Annotated in this window: 25 protein-coding genes and 3 pseudogenes; 18 read left to right on the plus strand and 10 right to left on the minus strand. The window is 63.4% G+C overall.

Annotation, left to right across the window (positions count from 1 at the left end):
• Window positions 1-784: 784 nt before the first annotated feature.
• Window positions 785-1,876, minus strand: a complete 1,092-nt coding sequence (locus tag EET13_RS15410) for a DUF2804 family protein (RefSeq protein ID WP_244603928.1) — start codon at window positions 1,874-1,876, stop codon at window positions 785-787.
• 228 nt (window positions 1,877-2,104) lie between these two features.
• Window positions 2,105-2,683: a hypothetical protein gene (locus tag EET13_RS30920; protein ID WP_211189075.1), complete on the minus strand. Its 579-nt coding sequence runs from the start codon at window positions 2,681-2,683 to the stop codon at window positions 2,105-2,107.
• A gap of 501 nt (window positions 2,684-3,184) precedes the next feature.
• Here EET13_RS30920 and bioB point away from each other — a divergent pair.
• The 8 genes and pseudogenes from bioB to EET13_RS31535 form a co-directional block, all read left to right on the plus strand.
• Window positions 3,185-4,276, plus strand: a complete 1,092-nt coding sequence (gene bioB / locus EET13_RS15420; RefSeq protein ID WP_244603929.1) for a biotin synthase BioB — start codon at window positions 3,185-3,187, stop codon at window positions 4,274-4,276.
• Entirely contained in the window at window positions 4,273-5,964 is a 1,692-nt protein-coding gene (locus EET13_RS15425) for an FAD-dependent monooxygenase (RefSeq protein ID WP_122443111.1), read from the plus strand. The genes bioB and EET13_RS15425 overlap by 4 nt, the downstream gene beginning before the upstream one ends.
• Before the next feature lie 38 nt (window positions 5,965-6,002).
• On the plus strand, window positions 6,003-6,185 hold the full coding sequence (locus EET13_RS15430) for a hypothetical protein (protein ID WP_122443112.1): 183 nt from the start codon (window positions 6,003-6,005) through the stop codon (window positions 6,183-6,185).
• A 92-nt stretch (window positions 6,186-6,277) separates the two neighbouring features.
• Window positions 6,278-6,772: pseudogene (locus EET13_RS15435) on the plus strand (enoyl-CoA hydratase/isomerase family protein); the annotation flags it as partial.
• Between the two features lie 453 nt (window positions 6,773-7,225).
• The gene (locus tag EET13_RS15440) at window positions 7,226-7,459 is read left to right on the plus strand and encodes a hypothetical protein (RefSeq protein ID WP_122443169.1); all 234 of its coding nucleotides are present in this window, start codon (window positions 7,226-7,228) and stop codon (window positions 7,457-7,459) included.
• Entirely contained in the window at window positions 7,449-7,760 is a 312-nt protein-coding gene (locus EET13_RS15445) for a type II toxin-antitoxin system PemK/MazF family toxin (protein WP_122443114.1), read from the plus strand. Before EET13_RS15440 ends, EET13_RS15445 begins: the two co-directional genes overlap by 11 nt.
• A 171-nt stretch (window positions 7,761-7,931) precedes the next feature.
• The gene (locus tag EET13_RS15450) at window positions 7,932-8,243 is read left to right on the plus strand and encodes a hypothetical protein (RefSeq protein WP_122443115.1); all 312 of its coding nucleotides are present in this window, start codon (window positions 7,932-7,934) and stop codon (window positions 8,241-8,243) included.
• 282 nt (window positions 8,244-8,525) lie between these two features.
• Window positions 8,526-8,594 (plus strand): annotated as a pseudogene (locus EET13_RS31535) (helix-turn-helix domain-containing protein); the annotation flags it as partial.
• 24 nt (window positions 8,595-8,618) lie between these two features.
• On the opposite strand, the gene EET13_RS32320 reads toward EET13_RS31535, so the two are convergent.
• Window positions 8,619-8,753: a hypothetical protein gene (locus EET13_RS32320; RefSeq protein ID WP_280177708.1), complete on the minus strand. Its 135-nt coding sequence runs from the start codon at window positions 8,751-8,753 to the stop codon at window positions 8,619-8,621.
• A gap of 38 nt (window positions 8,754-8,791) precedes the next feature.
• Between EET13_RS32320 and EET13_RS15460 the strand changes: the two genes are divergently transcribed.
• Complete coding sequence (locus EET13_RS15460; RefSeq protein ID WP_122443117.1) at window positions 8,792-9,304, plus strand: hypothetical protein; 513 nt, start codon at window positions 8,792-8,794, stop codon at window positions 9,302-9,304.
• A gap of 1,091 nt (window positions 9,305-10,395) precedes the next feature.
• On the opposite strand, the gene EET13_RS15465 is transcribed toward EET13_RS15460, so the two are convergent.
• Window positions 10,396-11,121, minus strand: a complete 726-nt coding sequence (locus tag EET13_RS15465) for a haloacid dehalogenase type II (RefSeq protein WP_122443118.1) — start codon at window positions 11,119-11,121, stop codon at window positions 10,396-10,398.
• Between the two features lie 351 nt (window positions 11,122-11,472).
• Window positions 11,473-11,850, minus strand: a complete 378-nt coding sequence (locus tag EET13_RS15470) for a nuclear transport factor 2 family protein (protein WP_122443119.1) — start codon at window positions 11,848-11,850, stop codon at window positions 11,473-11,475.
• 412 nt (window positions 11,851-12,262) lie between these two features.
• Here EET13_RS15470 and EET13_RS32820 point away from each other — a divergent pair.
• From EET13_RS32820 to EET13_RS15480, 3 genes and pseudogenes are all read left to right on the plus strand, one after another.
• Window positions 12,263-13,060, plus strand: a pseudogene (locus EET13_RS32820) (PPE family protein); the annotation flags it as partial.
• 12 nt (window positions 13,061-13,072) lie between these two features.
• Entirely contained in the window at window positions 13,073-13,618 is a 546-nt protein-coding gene (locus tag EET13_RS32825) for a hypothetical protein (RefSeq protein ID WP_425294246.1), read from the plus strand.
• A 270-nt stretch (window positions 13,619-13,888) separates the two neighbouring features.
• Window positions 13,889-14,500 carry a TetR/AcrR family transcriptional regulator gene (locus EET13_RS15480; protein ID WP_122443121.1) on the plus strand — a complete coding sequence of 204 codons (612 nt, stop codon included), beginning with the start codon at window positions 13,889-13,891 and terminating at the stop codon, window positions 14,498-14,500.
• Window positions 14,501-14,622: 122 nt separating this feature from the next.
• Here EET13_RS15480 and EET13_RS15485 read toward each other — a convergent pair whose 3' ends face one another.
• The gene (locus tag EET13_RS15485) at window positions 14,623-15,483 is read right to left on the minus strand and encodes an alpha/beta hydrolase fold domain-containing protein (RefSeq protein WP_244603930.1); all 861 of its coding nucleotides are present in this window, start codon (window positions 15,481-15,483) and stop codon (window positions 14,623-14,625) included.
• Between the two features lie 369 nt (window positions 15,484-15,852).
• On the opposite strand from EET13_RS15485, the gene EET13_RS15490 reads away from it, so the two are divergent.
• The 4 genes from EET13_RS15490 to EET13_RS15505 all read left to right on the plus strand — a co-directional run bounded on the left by EET13_RS15490 (window position 15,853) and on the right by EET13_RS15505 (window position 20,574).
• Window positions 15,853-17,334 carry an NAD(P)-binding protein gene (locus EET13_RS15490; protein ID WP_280177709.1) on the plus strand — a complete coding sequence of 494 codons (1,482 nt, stop codon included), beginning with the start codon at window positions 15,853-15,855 and terminating at the stop codon, window positions 17,332-17,334.
• A complete protein-coding gene (locus EET13_RS15495) occupies window positions 17,318-18,082 on the plus strand; it encodes an acyl-[acyl-carrier-protein] thioesterase (protein WP_122443124.1) in 765 nt (254 codons plus the stop codon). Before EET13_RS15490 ends, EET13_RS15495 begins: the two co-directional genes overlap by 17 nt.
• 112 nt (window positions 18,083-18,194) lie before the next feature.
• On the plus strand, window positions 18,195-19,523 hold the full coding sequence (locus EET13_RS15500; protein WP_122443125.1) for an acyltransferase family protein: 1,329 nt from the start codon (window positions 18,195-18,197) through the stop codon (window positions 19,521-19,523).
• Window positions 19,524-19,653: 130 nt separating this feature from the next.
• Window positions 19,654-20,574, plus strand: a complete 921-nt coding sequence (locus EET13_RS15505; protein WP_122443126.1) for a universal stress protein — start codon at window positions 19,654-19,656, stop codon at window positions 20,572-20,574.
• Between the two features lie 402 nt (window positions 20,575-20,976).
• On the opposite strand, the gene EET13_RS15515 is transcribed toward EET13_RS15505, so the two are convergent.
• Window positions 20,977-21,648 (minus strand): TetR/AcrR family transcriptional regulator, encoded by a 672-nt coding sequence (locus EET13_RS15515; protein ID WP_168991287.1) that lies wholly within the window; start codon window positions 21,646-21,648, stop codon window positions 20,977-20,979.
• Between the two features lie 180 nt (window positions 21,649-21,828).
• Here EET13_RS15515 and EET13_RS15520 point away from each other — a divergent pair, with 180 nt between their 5' ends.
• Both EET13_RS15520 and mbp1 read left to right on the plus strand, forming a co-directional pair.
• Window positions 21,829-23,631: a thiamine pyrophosphate-requiring protein gene (locus EET13_RS15520; protein ID WP_122443127.1), complete on the plus strand. Its 1,803-nt coding sequence runs from the start codon at window positions 21,829-21,831 to the stop codon at window positions 23,629-23,631.
• A 368-nt stretch (window positions 23,632-23,999) separates the two neighbouring features.
• A complete protein-coding gene (gene mbp1 / locus EET13_RS15525) occupies window positions 24,000-24,233 on the plus strand; it encodes a microaggregate-binding protein 1 (RefSeq protein ID WP_036395802.1) in 234 nt (77 codons plus the stop codon).
• Window positions 24,234-24,296: 63 nt separating this feature from the next.
• Here the strand turns inward: mbp1 and EET13_RS15530 are convergent, their stop codons facing one another.
• From EET13_RS15530 to EET13_RS15540, 3 genes are all read right to left on the minus strand, one after another.
• Window positions 24,297-25,004 (minus strand): HAD family hydrolase, encoded by a 708-nt coding sequence (locus EET13_RS15530; protein WP_122443128.1) that lies wholly within the window; start codon window positions 25,002-25,004, stop codon window positions 24,297-24,299.
• 8 nt (window positions 25,005-25,012) lie between these two features.
• Window positions 25,013-25,396, minus strand: a complete 384-nt coding sequence (locus EET13_RS15535) for a hypothetical protein (RefSeq protein ID WP_244603931.1) — start codon at window positions 25,394-25,396, stop codon at window positions 25,013-25,015.
• 169 nt (window positions 25,397-25,565) lie between these two features.
• Window positions 25,566-26,234, minus strand: coding sequence for a UdgX family uracil-DNA binding protein (locus EET13_RS15540; RefSeq protein WP_122443129.1), 669 nt, complete (start codon window positions 26,232-26,234; stop codon window positions 25,566-25,568).
• Window positions 26,235-26,353 lie beyond the last annotated feature (119 nt).

Raw genomic sequence — 26,353 nt, forward strand, 5'->3', positions numbered from 1 at the left:
CAAGGAAAGCCCGCCCCACCCCGCGACACGGGACACCCCTCCATGCCAGCACGCGAAAATACCTACCCAGCAACACAATTCAACGACTGAGCGCCCTCAGCATCAATTCGATGCAAAATCGAGGCTAGCACCGGTAATGACGATCGTCCTTGCTGACACGCTGGGAGCATATCGCGGCACCTGACGCCAGAAGACGACAATGCTGTTCAAATACCACTGGCGAAATCCGTCAATCTCGGCCGGCCGATCGGGACGACCTGGCCTTTCACGCTGGACGGTAGGGGAGTCCCCGCCAGCAAACGGCGCTCGTGATGGCTGGGCCACGGAGCGTCAGCAGGTCGCGGGTAAGTTCGGGCGGTTAGTGCTATGGCTCCGACATAGAACCGTGTCTATCAGACATGAAACGGAGAGATTTACTGGTAACCCGCCATATTCGTGTCCGTCGTATTGTTGCCCGAGCAGTCCCGCGGCTTTTGGCGCGTCGATCGAGAAACTCTGCACAATCCAGCCCAACCCGCGCGAGAACTTGGCGCATGTCGTACCGAAAGCCTGCACGCGCGTTCGTTTACTTGACGCCAGAGACAATCCTCGAGCGACCGGATCGGCCGACGGTCATCATCCCGATTACACCGCCAGTTACCGGCTGCGAAGCCGTGCCGAACTTGCGCCAGAAAGCAGCGGGCTAGACCTTAGCTCTTTGCTCGCTGCGACCGACCGACCGACCGACCGGCTCAGCTCAGCCCTCGTGATGAACAACCCAGCCCTGCTCCCGGGGTCCGCTGGTTCAGACGCGGATGAACTTCTGTTCGCCCATGCCGAACATCCCGTCGACGGAAAGGTCGACGTCATCGGTGTGGATCCGGCCTTCGTACCAGCCGAAGGGGCCGTAATACTCGGCAAGCCATCGGCGCGGGCCGACGTGCAGCTCGGAACGGACGGTCGGCGTGAACCGCACCTCGACCTGCCCCGACCCGTCGGCATCGCGCACGATCCAGGAACCCCAGGGCCCGTCGGGCCGTTCCACATGGACGGCGGGCAAGCGGTGGACCCGGTCGCCGAGCCAGACGGCGTTCTCGTTGTAGCGCTGCGGGTCGCGCACCTGGTTGTCGGTCAGGTTGAAGCCCTCGATGCGGCCCTCATCGCTGCGGCGCACCGCGGTCACCCAGTCGTACTGCATAGGCGAGGGGTAGTCCCCGTGGTGGTCGTCGAGGATCATGAACGAACGGTCGGGGTCGAACACGGTGAGCTCAGCGCCGGCGCGGAGCGTGCCGGCGAACGGCATCATCGTCTTGTGCGAGTAGAGCGCACGATCGTCGGCGAAGGGGTGGCAGATCACTAGGTGTCCCGCCTCTCCGGGGCCACAGCGCCCGGCGCCGTGCAACTCCAGCGGCGGTAGCGCGCCGCGCCCAGGGTGGCTGGCGTCCACCGCGACCACGCCCGAGTCCATCTCGTTGGTCAGCTGCAGCGAGAAGCGTCCAACGTGACCGTGAGACCGGGTGTGGTTCAGGCCACGAGCGACGTGCACCATCGAGGTCGGCACCTTCTGCTCCCACCGACGGATCGTGGCCGCCTGCTTGTCAACGACCAGCACTTGCAGCAGCGAGATCGACTTCGTGTCGTAGACGGCGCCGAGCACGAACACCGCGTCGTCACCGAGCTGGAACGCCTCCCACTCCTTGAGCCGGGCGTTGCGCGCAGCGCGTTGCAGGCGACCACGAGCTCCGGTGGCGGCGACAACGTCGAGTGGGTTGATCCGCGCGATCGGGCCGTTGTAGGTGCCGAACCGGTAGCGACCATCGAGCACCAGCTGGGCAGGTGGCGGCTCGTGCGTGCGCACCAGGTCGGACGGGCCGGTGTGCGGGGTCTCGGTGTCCACCGCCGGAGCGTACCGGAGAGGCAGTACCTATGGCGCCATGGACACCTACGGCCGACTCGGGCACGGGTGATTCATCCGATGAACACGACGACGTTTACTGGATATCGGCGATACCAAGATTTGTCGAATTCCTCGGCGCTTGCATATTCACCCGTTCTTGCTGCGAAATGCTCGAAGCGGAAGGCCGCAGCAAGGTAGGTGCCGACCGATCGGGCGATCGCGCCGTCGTCAAATCGCTCGATGCCCGGGCGGGGTCGCGTCTTCGCCGAGGCGTACCCGGCGCACACGGGATCGCAGTTCGGGGTCGGGGTGACGTAGCAACGCGTCCGCGAGCCCAATTGGCCCACCGACACAGCTCCAGTCGTCGTCCCAGAGAGTCGAGACCAGCCAGGACCGGTCCGCAGGAAACATCAGTTCGGGCAGAAGGTAGGGCCGAGCCCGCCTGGCGCCCGAATGGTGCCAGCTTGCGGCTTCGTTGGGGCCGGCCAACACCAGCACGTACGACCAGCCCACGTAAACCGTAACCCTAGGTGCGCCGGGAACAACGATGTCACTCCCGCCGCGATCGAGATATCCCAGCCACCAACGGCGGTCCGGCGACTGGCTTTTGAGAACCGCCATCATCTGCCAATCAGGTTGGGCTTGATCCGCAGCATTTTTGGGCATCACGACAGTTGCGTAATCATCGAATACCGGCGGAATCCCCGCGGTGATCGTCAAGCCGACCGACGTCCCTGTGTTGATCCACGCGACATCCGATGCTGTGCCGACCTGCCAGCTGCGACCGTCCCGAATGACTTCCTCCACGGCTCAAGCATGAACCAACTGCCGTCAAGGCCCCAGTCGACCGCGAGACGCTTGCCTATGACTGGCCCACCTTCGTTGGTGCTGGTGGCCACGGCACGCGATGGCACGAAGGGGAATGCCTGCGCTCTGTTATCGGCGCGGACTGTGCATCGAAACACATTGTGGCACTGAATAATAACGACTAAGCCACCCGTTCGTGTAATCCGCCCTATTCGATCCCGCGGTCCCTCTCCGACTAGAATCGCGAATCCGCCGGGGTCGGTGGGGGATTGCGTCCGCACGTCATGGCAGCAGCGCGGGTTCGGAGCATCGCGCAGAGCAGGGCCTGGTTTTGCAGGTCGCTCGCGTACTTACGCTTGGGCCAATCGACACGTCTCATCTTACCGTGACCTTACTTTTCTCTAAGTTTTCTTAATTTTGGTGTACGGTCACTCGTCGTGGCGAGGCCATCACGGTTTCGGACACCGGATCCACCGCAAACCCGAGGAAGGACGAGCCGGCGTGACTAGTCAGACATGTGACGAGGTGTTGCTCGCGATCGAGGCGCAAGCGGTGTGCAGGGACCGTGTGGACCGTGACAATTTGTTGGCGGTGTTGGCCAGCGGTGATGATGACTTGCTGGATGTGATCGCCGCGGCGGGACGGGTGCGCCGCAAGTTTTTTGGACGCCGGGTGAAGCTCAACGATCTGGTGAACATGAAATCGGGGATGTGCCCAGAGAATTGCGGATATTGTTCACAGCGCCTCGCGTCGAGCGCCGAGATCCTGAAGTACTCCTGGATCGACACCGATGAGGCCGCCCAACACGCGCAATGCGCGATCAATGCCGGAGCCAAACGCATCTGCCTGGTCGCCGCGGGCCGGGGGCCCGCTGATCGTGATCTTGAGCGTGTCGCCGAGACTGTTGCTGCGATCAAGGATTCTGCCCCAGCCGCGCAGGTGTGCGTTTGTCTTGGGCTGCTTAAACGCGGACAAGCCGAGCGGCTGGGGCAGGCCGGCGCTGATGCCTATGACCACAACCTGAACACCAGCGCCGAGGACTACGCGCAGATCTGCTCCACTCACACCTTCGACGACCGAACCGCCACCGTGACCGCAGCCAAAACTGCTGGGCTATCGCCATACTCGGGCGCGGTCGTCGGGATGGGGGAATTTGATGCTGACATTGTCGATGTCGCGTTAGCTTTACGCGAACTCCAACCGGACTCTGTGCCGGTGAACTTCCTCATCCCTTTCCAAGGCACGCCGCTGGGCGAGCATTGGGAGCTGACCCCGCAACGCTGCCTACGCATTCTGGCGATGTTCCGGTTCGCGTTCCCCAATGTCGAAGTCCGGATCGCCGGCGGCCGCGAAATACATTTGCGCACACTGCAACCACTGGCCTTGCACCCGGCCAATTCGATGGTCCTTGGTGACTATCTCACCAGCCAAGGACAGTCCGGTGACGCCGATCGGGCGATCGTCGCCGACGCCGGCTTCGTGATCGAAGGCCTCGACGAACCCAACCCTGCCGATCGAGCGCCACGACCTAGTCCTGGCGCGCCGATGCGGCGCTGGCACCACCATCCCCGCCAATACCTAAACCGCCGATGACGTCGCACAACGAGGTGGACCCAACCATGGCGCACATACCGGTCATCATTGTCGGGGGCGGCCCCGTGGGGCTGGCGGCCGCCCTTGAACTCGCCAGATTCGGCGTTCCCAGCGTGGTTGTCGAGCAACATGATTCGACGTCTTGTCATCCCAAGACCCGCAACCTGAACACGCGGACCATGGAGATCGCCCGAGGATGGGGGAGCGCGGTGTATCACCGGCTGCACGGCATTGATACCCCGCCGGGCTGGAAGAGTCCGATCAGGTTTATGTACACCGCTGCCGGGCAGGAGGGCGCTCAGATCGAGACCCGAGGGTTCGAAGGTCCCGGCCCGACGATTAGTCCGGCACTGCCGATCATGTCGTCGCAGGATCTCATCGAGGCCATCCTTCGGGACGCCGCGCAGGCGACCGGACTTGTCGATCTGCGCTTCGGGCACCAGGTCACCGACGTGCTGACCGGCGGGACCGAACACGACACCCAAGCGGCAGTGGCGGTGCGTATCAGTGCGACGGGGGAAACCTACATGCTGGCCGGGGAAGCGTTGGTGGCCGCCGATGGTGTGCACAGCACGGTGCGCACCCAACTGGGCATCGCGCTGAACGGCGAACGGGCCCTGCATCATTTCGCCAACTGCTACTTCCGTGCCGATATTGAACGCCACCTCGGAGAACGCCGTGCCGTGTTGTTCTTCGTCGCGAACTCCGAGGCCGTTGGAGCGTTGCAACCACTCGACGCGCGCGGGCGCTGGTTGTGCCAGATCGGGGTGCAGCCCGCGGAGTGGGTCCGCGAGCTCTGGGACGATGAGAGGGTACGGCGCTGGGTCCGCGGCGCGGTTGGCGTGTCTGACCTCGATGTCGAAGTCAACGGCGTGGGGCTGTGGCAGATGAACGCCACGGTCGCCGAGCGCCTGGTCTCGGGGCGCGTGGTGTTGTGCGGCGATGCCGCCCACCAGTTCCCGCCCACCGGGGGACTGGGAGTCAATACCGGATTACAGGGCATGCACAACGCCATGTGGAAGCTAGCCTTGTGCGTGCGCGGTCTGGCTGGGTGGTCATTGCTCCAGACCTATGACGACGAACGTCGAGGGCCCACCATCACCACGCTCGCCCAGTCTTTGCAGAACTACCGCAATGTCGGGCGCATCGCCGCGGCGGCCTACGATCCGGCGGGCAGCGACCTCAGCCCCGAGGAACTGCTGCGGGAGACCCGGCGCTACGGCAATCACCTCGGCGTCGAATTCGGCACCGTGTATCGCTCGGCCGCCGTGATCGACGACGGCACAACGCCTCCAGCTGTCGAGGACGGCTACAGCGACTACGTGCCCTGCGCGACGCCGGGCTGCCGGGCCCCGCATACATGGCTGGGCAACGAGGATGAGCCGCTGTCGACACTCGACCTGTTCGGCTCCGGCTTCACCGTGCTCGCCGGCCCAGGTGGGGACGTCTGGCGCAGGGGAGCCGCCGATGCAGCGCGCCAGCTTCGCGTGCCAATCGCCAGCTATGTGATCGGAGATCCCGGCCTCGCCGACGCCAACAACAGGTTCTTCGATGATTACGAGATCGGCCGCGATGGTGCGGTCCTTGTGCGTCCCGACGGATACGTCGCCTGGCGCAACCCCACGGGACACTGCGATGGCGCACCACTGATCCAGGCCGTCGCCCAGATCCTGGATCGCCGCCCGTAACGGGACTTTCCGGACCAGCCGACAAGAACGGAGGGTTTGTGGCCGAGCATGCGGTAGTCGTTGCCGGGGCCGGTCCGACCGGCCTGACGCTGGCCGTCGCGTTAGCGCTGACCGGGTCAGACAATTTGCGCACGTTGTGCCTTGATCGCTGGATTGATCGCTGGATAGGTAGCCATTGGGACGGCGGCGCGTGCCGCGTGGATGTTCATGATCTGGGTTGAGCAGCCAAGCACATCTGATGAACACGGCGACGTCTACTGGTAACCCGCCATATTCGATTCCGCCGTATTCCTGTCGTTGGTGGCGCCTGTAGATGGACGCCGTTTTGATCACCGCCGTCAACGGCGTCACCGCCGGCGCGGGTTTCTCGATCGCAGCCAGCGGCGACATCGTCGTGGCCGCCGAATCGGCGACGTTCACCATGGCCGCCTACACCCGTGTCGGCTTGACACCCGACGGCAGCGCGTCCTACTACCTGCCGCGACTGAACGGCATGCGGCAGACGCAAGAGTTGATGCTGACCAACCGCACCCTGACCGCGCAGCACGCCGCCGAATGGGCGATTGTCACCGAAGTCGTCCCTGATGAGCAGATCGGCACACGGTCAGATGAGCTCGCCGAACTTTTCGCAGCTAGCGCCACGAAATCCAATGCGGGTGTCAAGAAACTGCTCTTGTCGACGTTCAGCAATGGTTTGGAAGAGCAGATGGAACTCGAAGGTCAGATGATCGCCGCGCTGGCCGCCTCTAAAGACGGCCGTGAAGGGGTAGACGCCTTCCCGGACAAGCGAGACCCGAATTACCACTGAAGAACTTTGTTGCAACCCGTGAAACGAAGCGTCGTCGACGCGTGTCGCGGCGGCTGCATCGGCACCGGAGCGTACGAGCCTGGCACAACCTGCTGTAAGCCATTGGTAGCGAGGCACTTTGGCCGAATCAGCGCGATGGGGCAGGCTTCGGATGCCACATGATTCATCAGATGAACATGGCGTACTTTACTGGTAACCCGCCATATTCGATTCCGTCGTATTTCACCTGAATCGAGCATGCGAGCGCTGGGCCAGGGCTGGAGCCCTTGGTCTTTATAGTGGCACGGGTGCCACTGAGAGCAATGGCCGAGACGATCCAGACCCCGCATGTTGTGTTTGCTACCGGCCACACCGGTTGTCGGTGGGTAGGCGCTGCTGGAGTTGCGGCTGGTGGGTCAAAAAACGCTCATGTGGATCCAGCGACCGTCTTACAAAACGTCGTACACTGTTGCAATGGCTGACACAATCACCTTCAGGCCCGACGAAGACACATCGAAGGCGCTGGAGGTCTTGACCAAAGATGGAACCCCCGTGTCCGTAGCCGTTCGATCTGCTCTTATCGATGCCGCACGACGGAAGGCCGGCGCGGCGATTCGCGCCGAGGCGAAAAGGCTTGCTGAAGACGAGTCCGACCGCGCTGAGGCCATGCAGGTGCTGCGCGACATGGAGACGTTGCGTGCGTGGTGAGGTCTTTCAGTTGCGTGCCCCGCGGGGGAGTCACGGCCATGAGCAGTCCGGTTCCCGCTACGCCGTAGTAGTCCAGTCAGATCAACTGCCCCTGTCGACGTGGCTGGTTGCACCAACATCCACGTCGGCTCGTGCCGCCAGCTTTCGTCCCGAAGTTAAAATCAGCGGCGTAAACAACCGCGTGCTTGCCGAACAGGCCGCCGCAGTCGACCCGGGCCGACTCGGCAAGAGCGTCGGGTTCCTAAGCTTCGATGAGATGCGCCGCGTTGATGCGGCACTGCGCATCGTCCTCGATCTATGAGCGTCGGACAGCCTCGATAGCCAATGGGTGTGCGGTCTGCAGTGCAGAATCAAACCGTGGCTCAGCTGGGCGACGACGATTTCGACGAGGGCGTTGAAACCTTTTGGCGACTATTCGCCGCCAATCTCGGTGAGACGCAAACAGAAAACTATCACGTTGTGGTTCCCGAGAGTGGAGTTCACCGGGGGATCTGCTGCCGGCTACGATCTCGACATCACGGGCTGGCGCGGCAGCATCGCCATGTATGTAGAAGCCGATGGCGTCGCCGAGGAGACCAGCCTCGAGATCGGGTTTCTGGAGCTGTTCACTCTTCCGTTGCACGCCTGCACCGCGGAGTCGCTGGATCGCGTATCAGCAGACACAGCAGCGTATCTGGCGCTGCTGTCTCAGGGCGACGTATCTGATCAGATGAAACGACGTACTTTACTGGTAACCCTCAGTATTCGATTCCGCCGTATTGCTCAATCGCATCGCAATAGTTGAGCGACCGTAAGCGCAGGACCCTCCAGCGGTGCCGCCGGAGGATTCGCGGTGCCGCGGGCCTCGGCGTGCGGACGCTAGCACGGCGCGACATGTTTGCTGGCTACCTGAGCGAACACCTGCAGCTGATCGTCGAGGACGCAACCAGCAGGGCCGGTAATGAACCCGACCGAATGATAGCCGATCGGCTATCATTCGATTATGGCAACGATGGGAACCGCGACAGCCGGCCAAGTGGAACGGCTCGCGGGCAATCTGCTACGAATCGCCCGTGCGCGGGTGGGTATGTCACAGCGAGAGCTCGCTGAAGCTGCAAACGTGCCCCAGTCAACGGTTGCACGTATCGAGTCAGGGGCCCGGCAGCCGTCGCTACCGGTGCTAGCGCGAATCCTGGCCGCCGTCGATTTGGAGTTGCGGATCAATCTCGACACGTACGATCCGCACGATGATGTCCTTGAATTGCACAACGCGCGATTGGATCCGGCAGAGCGCGCTGCTCGCCAGCACGTGCAAGACGCGCTCACCTCGAAGCTGCGCCCGATTCCTATGCCATGACCGCCGACGATGCCTTCGATCCGCGCCGAATCATTGAGGTGCTGAACCAGCACAACGTGGAGTACGTACTTGTCGGGGGATACGCCGCTCGACTGTACGGGGCGCGCAGGCCAACGTACGACATTGATATCGCGCCGTCGATGGAGCTGGACAATTTGCAGCGCCTCTCCGCGGCGCTGCGTGAACTCGGCGCGGGGATCCGCGTCGACGATCTACCGGATGGGCTGCCATTCGACTGCTCCGGCGAATCTCTACGAGGCATGCGGATGCTGAATCTGCGCACACCGGTCGGTGATCTCGATCTGACGTTTGCACCGGCGGGATATCCCGACGGCTATCACGGTTTGCTGCCTGGAGTCCAAGAGCGTGTGATTGACAGCGTCAGAGTCAAGGTGGCCGCATTGGATGACGTGATCGCGTCAAAAACTGCGGCGGCGCGGCCCAAGGATCTCGATGCGCTACCGGAATTGATCGACCTCGCCAGGCGTGATCGGAAAGACAAGTCCTAGGTCGTCTCATTTGATAAATCATTGAATCATCTAATGAATCACTATCACATCGGTGCTGGTAGGTCCATCGTGAAACGAAGGTTCGTCAGCGCGTGTCGCAGCAACCACGCCGGAAGGGGTTCGTGCAGACTCGACCGAATCGACCATAAACCGTTGACGTTCAGGCGAATTGACCAAGTCGACCCAATGAGGCGGGTGAGGGTCACTCAGAACGTCCGTGATTCATCTGATGAAAACCGAGTACAGTACTTGACATAATGTCGCTTATCGGCAGAACTGAGACAAGTTGCATTAGACGAAAAGACTCGCATCCCTTGACGATTGGATGAGTTCTCAGTAGACCTGCGCCGGTGCGACCAGCCGATGCAACCCGCTGCTAGCACGCAACATCGTCGCCGAGAAAAGGATGCAAGGCCCCTGCATGCGGCCCCGGACACCGTCTGGTTCTCGCCGAATCCGGTGCGCGTCGGCCGTGCCCGCCTGCGTGGCCTGCCCGCGGAGGTTCGCCCCCTCTCCCCGCAAAGCTTGCAATACGTCACTGTGACGAATTGCCTTCGGAAGGCATGGCTTTCTGACCAATGCATTGAATAGGCCATTAGGTCCGCAACGGACCCGAAGATGCCCGCTGGCCGGCTCTATGGGCGGGCTGGCGACATGGCTGATGAGCTTCCCGGGTTTACTGCACAGGTCTGCGTCGCGATGACGTCGCGCTGCTATTGCGCACAGAAGGTATCGCCTAAGCGCCCGTAGCCAATCGGGGGTAAATTGACGCGACCCGTCTTATGTGATTGGCCACTGTGTGGCGCGAGTTCCTGTGCATCCGGCTCAGTTTTCTTCGTCGCCAATGGCGATCGAATCTGCACCGTTGCCGACGGTGAGCAGCGGGGCGGTCATGCCGCGGCGGCGGCAATCATGCAGCAGATCGGGCCACTGCGGGGTGGACTCCCGATATTCATCGGTCCTGAGTCAGGACTTGATGTTGTGGACGATCCTTCGGATCATGGCGGCGCGCATCCGGACCGCGGTGTTGAAATATGGTTTGCGCGATCTAACAGGTTGCCTTTGACGTCGCGAGTGACGTAACCGCTGCGTCAGCGGGCAGCGAACTCTTGGAAACAGGCTTCGGCAAAGGCCAACATCGACGGGAACTCCCAGTCCGGCCTGACCGAGGTGTCGGGGCCGGGGGTGGCGCCCCACCCTGGCCGGTCGTGACGGCGGTTGATCCAGACTGTCGCAAGCCCGGCGGCTTTAGCCGGGACGTGGTCATGGAACAGGCTCTGCGCAACGTGCAGCAGCTTGTCGCTGCCAACGCCGCGTTGAGCGGCACAGGCGAGCAGCGCTTCGAAGTTCCGCGCCGACGGTTTGTATGAGCCGACATCTTCTGCGGTGATGATTTCGGTGAACGACACACCGAGGCGCTGATTGCTGCCCGCGAAGGACACGCGGTCAACGTTGGATAAGACGAACAACTTGTAGTGTTCGGCCAACGATGCCAGCGCCTCCTGGGAGTCGGGGAATGCCGGCCAGTCGGGAACCGACGCCGCAAGTTGCCCTGCCTCTGCCCGGTCTACCGGCACGCCGAGATCTTGCCCGACCGCCATCATGGTTCGCGCCACGATGTCGGGGTACGGGGCAGTCGGATTCTGCGCCTCCATTCGTGTTTCGTGCTCGCCGTAGATGGTCAGCAATCGTTCGTCGTCGATGTCACTGCGGTGGCTGCGCGCCCATGGCCCCAGCACGGCGGAGATGCCCTTCTCCCAGTCGATAAGCGTCCCATAGCAGTCGAAGCTCAACGCCTGAAATCCGGACAACATCATTGCACTTCCCCTTGATCCGTTGCGGCGTTCGCGCAGTCTCGCAAATCAGTCAGAATACCTGTGACGCCGGATGATTCGTTGATACTAGGCGCTCAATGAACAAGTGCGGCGTCAGGAACCGCCAGCCCTTCGCGGCCGCGTCGTCGTCCCAGCGCGGTCGTATTGATAGCCGCAGAGATCTTCGCACGATTCACACCTGTTCGATTGTGCTATCACGACTTTCATGGACATACTCCGACAGATCTCCGAACCGCAACGGCAACCGCTCCCCCTGCCCGCGCAATTCACGAGCATACATCACGTCATCGTGACGGAATATGCGCTCGATTCCATCTCACTACTACGACTTGGCTAACTTCCTTGTGGCCGTTGACTGTCCGGGCATAAGTAGGTCGCGTGACCTTCTCGGACGAGGTCACCATCGAAAATCAACACTTCGTTGACGAGCGGGCCGCGCTGGTTTCGGTAATTGACGACGATCGTCTCAATTCCTAGATAGACGGCTTCCACCTCAAAAAGCAGGTCAGGCAGACGCTCAAGGCCGATGGACCAGTATTCGCGCAACCCGTGCTTGCCGTGGATGACGCCGCAGCTATCGGGCAGCCACTCCGCGGCGAATGGCGAGGTGAAAACGATGTCTTCGTGGAAGAAGGCAAGGACCGCATCGAGATCCCGAGCATTCCACGCCGCAGCCCACCGTCTGCAAAAATCGGCCGGATCAGGTGGCATCCATTGATGCTAACTGCCCGCGTTCGACGCACCGCCTAATCAGCCGTTAGGATGCAATGTCCCGAAGTGCGGCGCCCAAAATGCAAGCGTAACAGAGCAATTGCGTCATGCACTCACAGCCGCGTGACATCACCGATCGTGCAGGCTCGCTCCGGCTCGCGAGATCGCCTGAGGACCCACGTGCACTCCACTGTCGGGCCTGGCCCAATGACTTCGATCGCGCCTGGCCGATGCCGACCGTGGTCATGAACCTCGTGCGCCCGAAATCTCGCTACGTTAGCACATCGTATATGTTTACGCATCATATTTGATAATATATCGAATACAGCTACAGATCGGATTTGTACTTGTATCGTGGCGATGACGGCCTCATCGGGGGGCTGCGAGATCGGGCGAGGAAGGTAAGCGAGCAATGAACTTCTCGGTGCTGCCACCAGAGATCAACTCCGCACGGATGTTCTCGGGCGCCGGCTCGGCGCCAATGTTGGAGGCTGCTGCAGCCTGGAATACGTTGGCATCCGAGCTCGATTCGGCGGCAGAGTCGTTTTCCTTGATGACCTCGGGCCTGGCGGCCGAGGCATGGCAGGGTCCGGCGTCCACGGCGATGCTGGCCGCCGCCGCGCCGTATGCAGGCTGGTTGAGAACAGCGGCGTCCCAGGCCGTGGGGGCCTGTGCACAGGCCCAAGCCGTCGCGGGCGCGTTCGAGTCGGCGCTAGCAGCCACGGTCCACCCCGCGGCGGTAATGGCCAATCGTTCCGACTTAGTGTCCCTGGTGTTGTCGAACCTCTTCGGTCAGAACGCGCCAGCCATCGCGGCCGCCGAGAGCGTCTACGAAGAAATGTGGGCGCAGGACGTGACCGCGATGGTGGGCTATCACGCAGGAGCGGCGGCCGCTGTTGCCCAGTTGGTCTCGCCCGCGCAAGCACTACAGAATCTGCCCAACTTCGGCTACGGCAACACCGGCCAAGGCAACATCGGCTTTTTCAACGACGGCACCCTCAACGTCGGCATCGCCAACCTCAGCCCCCACTTCACCCCCACCGACCCCATCACCACCTTCGGCGGCGTCGGCCTGGCCAACACCGGCACCGAAAACCTCGGCGCCTACAACAGCGGCACCCAAAACGTCGGCGCCTGGAACCACGGCATGCTCAACCTCGGCATCGCCAACACCGGCACCGCCAACAGCGGCCTACCCCTGAGCCTGCTGCAAACCCTGGGCATCGCCAACCACGGCACCTACAACCAAGGCCTGCTCAACACCGGCAACCACAACATCGGCATCGCCCTGACCGGCGACCACCTCATCGGCATCGGCCCCCTGCACATCAGCGACACCGCCCTACCCGCCGCCGCAACCACCCTGCCCAACTTCGGCTACGGCAACACCGGCCAAGGCAACATCGGCTTTTTCAACGACGGCACCCTCAACGTCGGCATCGCCAACCTCAGCCCCCACTTCACCCCCACCGACCCCATCACCACCTTCGGCGGCGTCGGCCTGGCCAACACCGGCACCGAAAACCTCGGCGCCTACAACAGCGGCACCCAAAACGTCGGCGCCTGGAACCACGGCATGCTCAACCTCGGCATCGCCAACACCGGCACCGCCAACAGCGGCCTACCCCTGAGCCTGCTGCAAACCCTGGGCATCGCCAACCACGGCACCTACAACCAAGGCCTGCTCAACACCGGCAACCACAACATCGGCATCGCCCTGACCGGCGACCACCTCATCGGCATCGGCCCCCTCCACCTACACAGGTAGATACGGCTCAGAGCTGTCGCCTCAATGCGTTAGCAACGATGCCGCGCGCGGAATGCGATGCCGCAACCGTCGCCCGACAATCGAAACCGCTTGGCCTGTCGGGCGCCTCGGCGGAGGCCTATGGTCTCGGTGGTTCCCGATGTGGGAGTTGCCCATGCACAGCTCCGAGTTTCAGAGTGGTTCTGGGGCGCCCACCGCGTCGGAATGGCTCGTCACGTATCCGATGTGGCAATGTATCGGTTTACACCACCCATTCGGAGGCGAGTACCGATGCCGTCAACGACCACCAGCGCCAAGCCCGTACGGGTCACCAAACGCCGCGCCGAGACCCGCGGCCGCCTCATTGAGGCGGCATTCCGGGTGTTCGCCGACAAGGGATACGGACACGTGACCATCGAGGACGTGTGCGAGGCCGCCGGATACACCCGAGGCGCGTTCTACTCCCAATTCGACAGCCTCGAGGAACTGTTCTTTCTCCTCTACGACCAATGGGCGGCCCGCACCGCCGAGCAAGTCCACGCCGCGATGGAAGGCAGCGAACCCGTCACCGACCTGCCCAGCGTGGTCGAACGCATCGTGGATACCCTGCTGTTCGAACGCGACTGGCTGCTCATCAAAATCGATTTTCTGCTGCACGCTGCCCGCCATCCCGACCTCGCCCACCGCTGGGAGCGCCACCGCGCGCAATTGCGCAAGGTGATCGAAGAGCGGCTGATTGCCAGCGGCATCGAATTCAACCAGTCCCTCAACACCGTCGCCGACACGGCCCGGGCAATCGTCGCGGTATACGACGGCGTCAGTATCCAGCTTCTGCTCGACAGCGATCAGACCGCCGCACGCGCCTGGCTCACCCAACTACTCAACGTGGTCCTGAGTCGCTGAGCCAGAGGACGTTTGCAACGGTGCCGAAGGCAGATGCGGCGCCAAATGGCTCTGCATATCCGATGAGATTGTGACGCAAGGCTTCTGAGATTCAGAGCGTGGCAGACATCAAGCGGAGCGCATCAGTGCGCGCGCAGACGCTCGACGATAACTTCCCGCGCGGCACGGCCTTCCGGGATCGGCATCAGCGGGTAGACATGCAACAAACCAGGTCGCTCGTAATAGTCAACGTCCACACCGGCCGCGGTGGCCTTCTGGACCAGCGCGCGCGCGTCAGGGTTGAGGATGTCGCGCGTTCCGCTGAAAACAGTCAGCGGGCCAAGACCGGCCAGATCCGCCGCCAGCGGACTGACGCGCGGATCGAACGGGACGAGATCGCCACGCCAACACTCCCCGAACACCGACAGCGCTTCGCGCGCCAGCCAAGGATCGGTCAACGCGACCGAGTTGATCATCGGGTTGCTCAACGATATGTCCAGGGCCGGCGAGATCAACACCGTCTGGGGCAGCACCACGCCCTGGTCGTCACGCAGCGACAACGCCGCCGATAAAGCGATTTGACCGCCCGCAGAGTCGCCGGCCAAGCACACGCCGTGCTCGGTCGAGATGTTCTCAGCCGCCAGTTGGGCGACCACGGGCACGACATCGGCAGCCCTACCAAACGGAATCAACGGATAGATCGGTACGACAACTTTCACGCGCGCCCCGGCGGCGATGTAAGTCACCAATCGCCATTGGTGTGAGTTGATTTCGTTGACCCACGCACCGCCATGGAGGTAGACGACGGTGTGCGTGTACGCGTCGTTCTTGGGCACCACGGAATAAATGGGCCAGCCGGATCGACGTGCTACCTCGACCGTCACGTCGGAACGCAGCCGCGCCGGCGGTCCGTACGGCGACGGACGCAGTGCGCGGGCCGTGATGTGTTTGCGGGCATCAGCGGCGGTGGTGTACTGGCGGGTCTTGCCCGTGACGCGAAGCATTGCGGGCATGGTTCGGCTTGCCCAGCTGGGCCCAGCTGTCACGGCTCGTTCCTTTCGCTGATCTCAAGCAGCGGTGTCCCCTCCGCGCCACCATCCAGTGTGGACGTACACCGCCATCTCCGAGTGACTGAAACCTCGCCGCTAGTACCTATCAGACCGTCATACACCGCGATAAGGGGTACGGCCCGCCCCGCATAGCTGGGAGGCAGCCCGGTGCATGCACCGCTTACGGCCAATCGCCGATCGGCCGCGGCGGCGGGCTTAGACTCCATTCGGCCCTGTTACAGCAACACAGATCGTTCCGCGACGGCGCGAACCGGCTCGCTTACCGCTAACGATCGTGCTATCCCAATGGTCGAAGGAGTGCCCGTGAATGAACTAGCGCATGGGGCTAAACATGGGGCTAAACATGGGCTAACGACAGCCATCGACACCGACTACCTGGTGGTAGGTGCCGGCGCAATGGGGATGGCGTTCACCGATACGCTTATCACCGAGTCGGAGGCGACCGTGGTGATCGTCGACCGGGCACATCAACCTGGTGGCCATTGGACCACCGCCTATCCATTCGTACGGCTGCACCAGCCTTCGGCCTATTACGGCGTCAACTCAAGAGCCTTGGGCAACAACACTATCGACGCCGTCGGCTGGAACCAGGGACTCAACGAACTCGCGCCCGTCGGCGAAATCTGCGCCTACTTCGACGCCGTGATGCAACAGCAGTTCCTGCCCAGCGGGCGGGTCACCTACTTTCCTATGAGCGAGTACCTCGGCGACGGTCGATTCCGGACGCTGGGCGGCGCGGAGTACACGGCGCGGGTCCGTCGGCGCATCGTCGACGCGACCTACCTGCAAGCCGTCGTGCCGTCGATGCGGCCAGCCCCGTACTCGGTGGCACGCGGCGTCAACTGCGTTGCGCCCAACGACTTGCCGAAATTCCGCGCGCGCGACCGATACGTGATCATCGGTGCCGGCAAAACGGGAATGGACGTCTGTCTATGGTTGCTGCGGAACGCCGTCACCCCCGAGAAGCTGACCTGGATCATGCCGCGCGACGCCTGGCTCATCGACCGCGCAACGCTGCAGCCGGGCCCGACGTTCATCAAGCAGTTCCGCGACAGCTACGGCGCCACGCTCGAGGCCATCGGCAACGCGACCTCGATCCAGGACCTGTTCGACCGGCTGGAGACGGCCGGAACGTTGCTCCGGCTCGACCCCGCGGTGCGCCCGACCATGTATCGGTGCGCGACCGTGTCACAACCCGAATTCGAGCAATTGCGCCGCATCGACGACATCGTCAGGATGGGCCATGTCCAACGCATCGAGTCCACGCAAGTCGTGCTCGACGGCGGTTCAATGCCCTCTGGTCCTTCGGCCCTGTACATCGACTGCACCGCCGACGGAGCACCGCAGCGGCCGGCCACACCGGTTTTCGACGGCGACCACCTCACCTTGCAGGCGGTGCGCGGCTGCCAGCAGGTGTTCAGCGCGGCATTCACCGCACACATCGAACTTGCCTATCCCGACGATGCGGTGAAAAACGAGCTCTGCGTGCCGATTCCACATCCGGACTCCGATCTGGACTGGCTACGGCTGACCCATTCCGATCTGCGCAACTTTCAGCGCTGGCTCGCTGACTCCGAACTGACCGACTGGCTCGGTTCGGCTCGGTTGAACCTGCTCGCCGAGCTGTTGCCGCCGCTGTCGCACAAGCCACGAGTGCGCGAGCGGGTGGTGTCGATGTTCCAGTCGAGGTTGAATGCGGCCAGCGAGCGACTGGAAAAGCTGCTGAACGACCACGCCGGCGGCGGCGCGGCAACATTAAGGAGCGGGCGTGCTCCGGCACACTGACGTCGACGCACCGCTGGTAGAGGTGCCCGGCTCCGGATACGTCTACCGGACAAGCTGGCGCCTGGCCACCACCGACATCGACGAGCAGCAACGGCTGCGTCTGGATGGCGTCGCACGCTATATCCAGGAAGCCGGCGCGGAGCACCTGGCCGATGCGCAGCTGGCCGAAGTCCATCCGCATTGGATCGTGTTACGCACGGTCATCGATGTCATCGAGCCCATCGAGCTACCCAGCAACATCACCTTCCGCCGTTGGTGCGCGGCACTTTCCACCCGCTGGTGCAACATGCGCGTTCGCCTCGACGGCTCGGCTGGCGGGCGGATCGAAACCGAAGGCTTTTGGATTTGCGTGAACAAGGACACGCTGACGCCGTCGCGACTCACCGATGAGTGCATCGCCCGCTTCGGCAGCACCACCGACAACCACCGGCTCAGGTGGCGACCCTGGCTCACCGAGCCGGTAACCCATGGAATTCAAACGCCGTTTCCCTTGCGCCGCACCGATATTGATCCTTTCGAGCACGTCAACAACACCATTTATTGGCACGGCATAGTCGAGGTACTCGGCCAACTGCCGGCCGGTGCAGACCTGACTGCCGCTCCCTACCGCGCCGTGCTCGAGTACCGCAGCCCGATCAAGTTCGGCGAAGCTGTCACCATTCGTTCCGAGCAACGCGAAGGCCGCATACGCATGGACTTCATGGTGGCTGACGACGTACGTGCGGCGGCTATGGTCCGCAAGCGTTGACCGGTGCTGGATCGGGTGCCCACCGACGCGTCGAAACGGTGTCCGCGCCGATTGTGCGGGTGCCGCCGAGTACCCTCGCGCTAGTGCACGGCGCTGAGCTTTCCCCAATCTGATGGTCCACGCAGGCACCGACCGGCCGGCTCGCGATCTGGCAGTCGACTTCTACCGGGTTTCGGGCGTGGTGGTCATTGTCTTGGGCCATTGGCTGGCCGGGTCGGTGACGTATCACGACGGGCAGTTCGGCCGGCAGAATCCACTTGTCGACCAGCCCTGGACGCAGTGGCTGACGTGGCCTTTTCAGGCCGTGCCGGTCTTCTTTCTGGTGGCCGGTTATGCCGGTGCCGTGTCATGGACGCGCCATTGCGACGACGCCGGTGCGTCGCGGCAGTACTGGCTTCGGCATCGCGCGGCGCGAGTGCTCGGACCCACCGCGGTGTACGTGGGGCTGGTCTCGGCGGTGGTGGTGGCTCTGCAGGCCTACGGCCTGCCCGCTTCGGTGCTTGAGTATGCGGGCTGGGCGGTGGCGATGCACCTGTGGTTCCTCGCGGTGTATCTGGTGGTGGTTTCGCTGACACCCGTTGCGGTAGCCGCGCACCGGCGGTGGGGACTTCTGGTACCGGCGGCACTGGCAGTCGCGCTGGTAGCGGTGGACGTCGCTTCGTTAGCCGGTCATATGCCATCGCTGGGACGCCTGAACTATCTGTTGTGCTGGGGTCTGCTGTACCAGCTCGGGATCTGTTGGCACGCAGGGCTGTTGACTGGCCATCGACCGGTGGTGCTAGCCGGCGGATCGGCGGTCGCGCTGGCCTTGTTCATCTGGGTCGGCCCGTATCCGGTCAGCATGATCGGCGTTCCCGGCCAAGCAGTACAGAACACCATGCCGCCTTCGGCGGCAATGCTGGCGTTTGCCGGCACGCAGGCCGGCATCGCGGTGGCGATAGCACCCGCGCTCAACCGGGCACTTTCTCACGACTCGCTGCGGCGGCTGTTGTCCGCCGTCAACAGCAATGTAATGGCGCTCTACCTGTGGCATATGGTGCCGGTCGTGATCGTCGCGGTCGTCGCCTATCCGGCCGAGCTGTTGCCGCAACCGGCCCAGGGAACGACGGCGTGGTGGCTGGGCCGGCTGGAATGGGAAGCCGTCCTGAGCGTGGTGACGGCCGTGGAGATGGTGTTGTTGTGGTGGCTGCGGCGATTTTTCGCGGCACCGTTGCCGACAGTTCGGATGCCGCTGCCCAACCCGTGGGCCGAACCGGTCTTGCTGGTGGGCGTTCTGATGGCAGCCGCGTTCCTGTGGCTGGTCGCCGCGGCAGGGTTTGCTCCCTCCGGGCAATATCCATGGCTGACCGCGTTGGTGTTCGCGCTCGGATTGGCGCTGGTGGTATGCCGGCCCGACCAAGCCACCCGGCGCTCGATCGATACCGCGGCGGGGACCAATTGAGCTCGAGGCCACGTCTGGACCGGCGGACAAACATCAAAGGGGCCTGAAGACCCACCGACAAAGGACCAATTCCTCGTTCCGCAATGCCGCTGAACCCCTAGCGTTCAAGCGCAAAGGAATGAGGAAACGGATGTCCCAGATCGACAGCCATCGGGGAATCGTCGTCGGCGTCGACGGCTCGCCGGGCTCCCACGCGGCGGTCCGATGGGCTGCCCGTGACGCCGAATTGCGCAAGGTTCCGCTGACCTTGGCTCATGTTCTGCCCGCGGCAGCGGGGACACGGCTGGCCTCGTCGGTCGCAGCCGGGCGAACCCGCGGCCGGATTGACGCCGGGCAGCAAGTGCTCGACGCGGCGCTGCGGATCGCCGAGGAGAGCTGTCAACAGGGTCTAACTCAGATCTATCTTGAAATGCCTAGCGGTACAACAGTTTCCACTCTGACCAAACTGTCCAAAGATGCCCATCTGGTGGTGGCTGGTTGCCGCCGTGTCGGCTCGTTGCGGGGCCGGCACTTGGGTTCGGTGAGTTCAGGGCTCATCCATGACGCGCGGTGCCCCGTGGCGGTCATCCATGACGACGTCCAAATGGCTCCCGATTCTGAGCGTGCCCCCGTGCTGGTGGGCATCGACGGGTCGCCGGAGTCGGAGGTGGCGATCGCCGTCGCGTTCGAGGCAGCCTCACGTCGCAAGGTGGACCTGGTTGCCGTGCACGCCTGGAAAGCTCCCGGCGTGATGGATCCCATCGTCAGTTTGCCTGGTCCCGGCTGGCCGGAACTGAGATCACACGAGGACAAGATCGTCGCTGAGCGCCTGGCTGGCTGGGGCGAACAATACCCCGACGTCGTTGTCCGACGAATGATCGCGCGCAACGATGCAGCCCCCGAACTCGTCGGTACGTCCAAGTCTGCTCAGCTGGTGGTGGTCGGCAGTCGCGGAAGCGGCGGATTCGCAGGGATGTTGTTCGGCTCGGTCAGCGCCGCCGTGGTGATGTTGAGCCATGTGCCGGTCATCGTCGCACGCAAGTCGGTGGCCGAATCAGTGGCAAAGCACTGAATCTACCCGCGAGTTTGACCCGGCGGCCCTGCCGGCACCGTCCCGAACCCGGTTTGGTCAGCTACATACGGGAAGCCTCCTAACTAATCGCAGACGAGGGCTGATTGCACCATGCCGCCCATCGATCCGCACGCCGACGCTTCCCGGCGCGCCTGGCTACCCTGCCCGAATTGCAACTGGGGCCGCAGCTCGTGTTCGCCAGTGCCGCGGTAGCCGTAACCGCACCACCCACTGGCAGTATCTGCTGAGTAACCGCGCTACCGAACTGCACCTGCAGTGCCTCGGTTGCACCGCGTTATGGTCCACCGACACTCGAAATCATCGACAGCGCAAGCAATTTGGCTATCGATGACGCGGCGACCGCACCGGCCACCTTTCCATGCCGGCACGGTGGCACCGACGTCAGACAACAGACCCTGTTTGGCCCCGGGCATCGAGGTCGGGAAGCGGGCGCCGGCAGATGGCACGGGCCTCCTCGGCGCTGAGCCCGAACAGACGCAATAGCCTCTCGGTGACCATGTCGGCGGCCAGCGCACCGTCGCGATGCGGATCCGCGCGCAACAACGCACCCAGTCCCAGCAACGCGCCGCCGGCCGTCACCAGCGCCAGCTCGGGGTCCGCCACCTCAAACCGCCCGGCCTCGGCGGCCGCCTTGATGTCCCGCAGGGCACGAGGTGCCAGTCCGTGCTCAGATGACAGCAGGGCGGGTCCGGTGGCCAGCAGGATGTCGGTCTCCAGCGGCCGCTGGCCAAACAGCCTGCCAGTCAGCCGGAAGCTGACGGCGAACGTTTCAGCGGGGTCCTCGACCGATGCCGCGAGCCGGTCCAGCAACACCCCATGGGTGTCGAGCACGTCGGCTACCGCGGCAGCGAAAAGCTGCTCCTTGCTGTCAAAGTGGTTGTAGAACGAACCCATACCGACGTCGGCGGCCTGGGTGATCTCAAGCACGGGCGCATTGAGCCTTCCCGCGGCAATCAGCCGCTGCGCCGCCTTGATCAGCGCCGCCCTGGTGCGCTGTTTGCGCCGCTCGAGACGATTCGGCGGTTCGGCGGGACCATCACTGAAAGTCGTCACTACAGCAGTATGACTCGATTATGAGGATATCGTCAGAAATCTGCGTCGTGGCGAACCACCTGATTGCCCTATTCGGGGCATCGCGCGCGGCCCGTCACCGTACCTGGACACAGGCGTCTAATCGTGTCCCCGAATGGGTAACCCCTGTCCGGTAAGGCTGGCAACGGAAAGAGGTGTGCAATGGCGGCGACCGAGGTGAGCGACTTTCTGCTGGAGCGACTCCGCGACTGGGGAGTGGAACATGTGTTTGCCTATCCCGGCGACGGAATCAACGGACTCCTGGCAGCGTGGGGCCGGGCGGACAACAAGCCGATGTTCGTCCAGGCGCGACACGAAGAGATGGCCGCCTTCGAGGCAGTCGGTTATGCGAAGTTCAGCAACCGCCTTGGGGTATGCGCGGCGACCTCGGGCCCGGGCGCTATCCATCTGCTCAACGGCCTGTACGACGCCAAACTTGACCGGGTGCCGGTGGTGGCGATCGTCGGACAAACTAACCGCAGCGCGATGGGGGGCTCCTACCAGCAGGAGGTGGACCTGCTAAGCCTGTATAAGGACGTGGCCAGCGACTACGTCCAGATGGTCACCGTGCCCGAACAGCTGCCCAACGTTTTGGACCGGGCCATCCGCACGGCGTTGACCAGGCGAGCACCGACCGCGCTGATCATCCCGTCCGACGTCCAAGAGCTGAAATACTCCCCGCCCGCCCACGAATTCAAGATGGTCCCGTCCAGCCTGGGGTTCCAACGGCCAGCGGTGGAGCCCGCGCGCGACGGCCTGCAACGGGCGGCCGACGTGCTCAACGCCGGCGAGCGGGTCGCGATGCTGATCGGATGCGGGGCCCGCAACGCCGCCCGGGAGATCGTCGAACTCGCCGACGTCCTTGGCGCCGGAGTTGCCAAGGCGCTGCTGGGCAAAGATGTACTATCCGACGAATTGCCCTTTGTGACAGGCGCCATCGGGTTGTTGGGCACCCGGCCAAGCTATGAAATGATGCGCGACTGCGACACCTTGCTCACTATCGGGTCGAGCTTTCCCTATACGCAATTCCTGCCACCGTTCGGAGCGGCTCGGGGCGTGCAAATCGATATCGACCCCGCGCTGATCGGGATGCGATACCCCAATGAGGTGAACCTGGTGGGCGACGCCGCCGCCAGCGTGCGCGCGTTGTTGCCACTGCTGCAACGCAAATCCAACCGAGCTTGGCGGGAAACCATCGAAGGGAATGTGGCCCGCTGGTGGGAGACCATGGCGATGGAAGCCGAGGTGGCGGCCAAGCCGATCAACCCCATGCGGCTGTTCGCCGACCTGTCACCCAAACTGCCGGACAATGCGATTGTCACCGCCGATTCGGGATCGTCAGCGAATTGGTATGCCCGCCAACTGAAATTCCGCGACGGCATCCGGGGTTCGCTGTCCGGCAACCTCGCCACCATGGGGCCCGGAGTACCCTACGGGATCGGCGGCAAGTTCGCCCATCCGGACCGTCCGGTGATTGTCTTCGCCGGAGACGGAGCGACGCAGATGAACGGCTTGGCCGAGTTGATCACGATCGCACACTATTGGAAGCAGTGGTCCGATCCGCGGCTGATAGTGGCGGTGCTGCACAACAACGACTTGAACCAGGTGACCTGGGAAATGCGTGCCATGGCCGGGGCGCCGAAATTCGCTGAGTCGCAAACGCTTCCCGATGTCGACTACGCCGGGTTCGCGGCCAGCCTGGGCCTGGGTTCGGCGACGCTGACTGACCCCGAGCACATCGCATCGGCCTGGGATAAGGCCCTGCAGGCCGACCGGCCGACCGTGCTGGATGTGCACTGTGACGCGGACATCCCGCCAGTGCCACCACACGCCACGTTCGATCAGATGAAAAGCGCCGCCAGTGCCGTGCTGCGCGGCGACGAAAATGCCTTCGGCATCATCAAGGAGGGCGTCAAGATCAAGGCGCAGGAGTCCCTGCCGCACCGCGAAACCAGCAAGCGATAGGCACCTCAGCCGGTGCCCGCCGCAATCGCCGATTGCGGCGGGCACCGGCTGCGTGTTGGAGCAGCCTGCCTGCCGATGAGCTCCCGCGCGGTCCGGTTCAACGTCCCGCGGGTGAAGCGTGGGCTGCCAGCCGCAATCGGGCGGGGGAAAGTTCAGCTGGGCGTGCCGCGGCGGTGGCACAAGCCACATGATTAGGGCCACATGTGTGAGGCCACATGTTTGAGGCCAGAGCGATTCGGAAACCCTTGCAGTGCAGGGAGATTTTGCCTGGGCACGGACAACCGAGGCTCAGTTTGCACCCTGTTGGCTGAGCGCAATCGAGCGAGCGCGAGGTCGCCATGCGAGTAGTAACCGATAGGGAGGAATTCATGGCGGAGAAGAGTGGCCCCCAAGAGGGCGTCGAGGGCGTCGTCGAGGGTGCTAAAGGCAAGGCCAAGGAAGTCTTTGGAGCCGTGACCGGACGCGATGACATGAAGCGCGAGGGGCAGGCTCAGCAGGATAAGGCCGACGCCCAGCGCGACGCGGCCAAGAAGGAAGCCGAAGCCGAAGCCGCTCGCGGCAGCGCCGAGGCGTCCGAGCAGCGTCAAGAAGCCAATCAGTAGCCTGAAAGAGAATGGGCTCGGTCCGAAGTCGGGCCGAGCCCATTCGCTTGCCGGACCGACCCGTTAGCGCAACAGATGCGCGATCGGAGTCTGCCCGAGATGGTCAAGCAAATTTGCAGCGTTCTCGAATACCATTGCTGCACCAGCGTTTTCGAGTTCCTCACCGGACACGCCGCCACTGAGCAGCCCGATGCTCGGCACGTGGGCGCGGGCGCATGCTTCGGCATCCCACACCGCGTCGCCGACGAAGACAGCGCGGGTGTTGTCGACGCCCGCGCGTCGCAGCGCCACATGGATGATGTCGGGCTTGGGCTTTGCGGTATCGACGTCGCCGGCTGACGTGACTTCGGCGACGACATCGTCACTATCGAGTACCCCACGCAGGAGCGCCAATTCGTCTTCTGGGGCCGAGGTGGCCAGCACCACATTGAGGCCGAGGCTTGCCACGCGGTGCAGCAAAGCGCGTGCGCCCGGCAGGGGTCGCAGCAAGTGTGATGATTCGTTGTAGTACCGCGAGTGAAGGTCCTTCAGGCGTTGCTGGATGTCCTCGGGCGCATTGCCCGACAGCGATTTCACCAGCGTCGAACCGTCCGTCCCGATGGACCGGTGGATGCGCCATGTCTCGACGTCGATTCCGACCTCAGCGAAGGCACACTGCCAGGCGTCGACGTGCAGGTAGTTGGAATCGACCAAAGTGCCGTCCACGTCGAACAGGACGGCCGGCGGAGCCGGGCGGGCATCCGCGTGGATTTCGCTGTCCGACAATGCCATTGATCGGCTTAGCTTCTGAACAGGATGGCCGTGACTGCGATGTCGACGGCCAGCAGGGCCAATGCGGACAACGGAACGACAAAACCGCGTCGCCGCGATGCGGTGAAAAAGGAGACGCCGAGCGTTACAGCAGCCACCACCACGGCCCCATACAGCAAGACGCCGTACAGCAAACCGTTGGGGCCAAGGTCAGGACACTGGGCCGAACTACATGCGGCCATGCTCATCGCCGCGCCGATGGCAAATATCATGACCAGCACAGCCGCGGGCACCGTCAGCAACGCCAGTAACCAATTCATCAGGACGCGACGCATCCGGCTGTGATCACCACCCGGTGGCGGCGCGCTGGCATCGGCGATGACTTCGCTGGGCTCTTTGTTCTGCAGCTGCATCAGCGCCTCCCTCCCTGAGATTTCGCATAGCATCCAGCGCCGCAGTAAGTGGCGGCGCACCCCTGATCGCTTCCTGCCCGACTACCCGCGTGGGCGGTAGCGAAACATCCGGGCACGCGATCCATGGCAGTGGCCGGGTTTCTCGGCGCCCCGACGCCTGGCGGCCCAATCAGCGCCTGGCCGGAAAGTCCACGCCGGCCCGCGCGCTCTTGAGATCCTCGACGAACAGCGCGTAGGCCTCGCGGCGGCGCTGGCTACGATCCCGCAGCACCGCCGACGGGTGAACCGTTGCCGTCACCAGCGGTTCAGGGTCGACGTCGAATCGCAAGGCCGACGGCAGGCGCAATCGCTCACCACGATGCGCGGTCACACGAAAGGTACTGCCGAGCAACGATTGCGCGGCGGTCGCACCCAAGCAGACGATCAATTGTGGCCGTACTGACTCGATTTCGGCGATCAGCCAGGGTTTGCAGGCCACCACTTCGGTCCGGGAAGGCTTCTGATGAATGCGCCGCTTGCCTTCCCTGCGGAACTTGAAGTGCTTGACGGCATTGGTCTGATAGGTCCATCCGGGGGCGATGCCGGCGTCATCGAGAGCCCGCTGCAGAAGTCGACCCGCCGGGCCCACGAAGGGAAGTCCCTCTTGGTCCTCGCGATCGCCCGGCTGTTCCCCGACCAGCATGAGCGGCACACCACGCGCGCCATGACCGAAGACCGTCTGGGTAGCGTCGACGTAGAGCGCGCAACCCCGGCAGCGGCCCGCCGCGTCCTCCAAAGCCGTCAATTCCAGATCGTCGGGTAGGAAGCTTCCGGCTCCTGCGGCAGGTGCCGTAGTCATAACCGCCTCCGGCCGGCTGCGCCGGCGTTGACCTCGCTACCTTCGTCCACCGGTATTCCTTCATCGAACGTCCACGTGTCGGGATACCCTCTTCGGCGGTACGCAATCGGGCGCACCAA

The sequence above is a fragment of the Mycobacterium attenuatum genome (assembly GCF_900566085.1).
Classification (GTDB): Bacteria; Actinomycetota; Actinomycetes; order Mycobacteriales; family Mycobacteriaceae; genus Mycobacterium; species Mycobacterium attenuatum.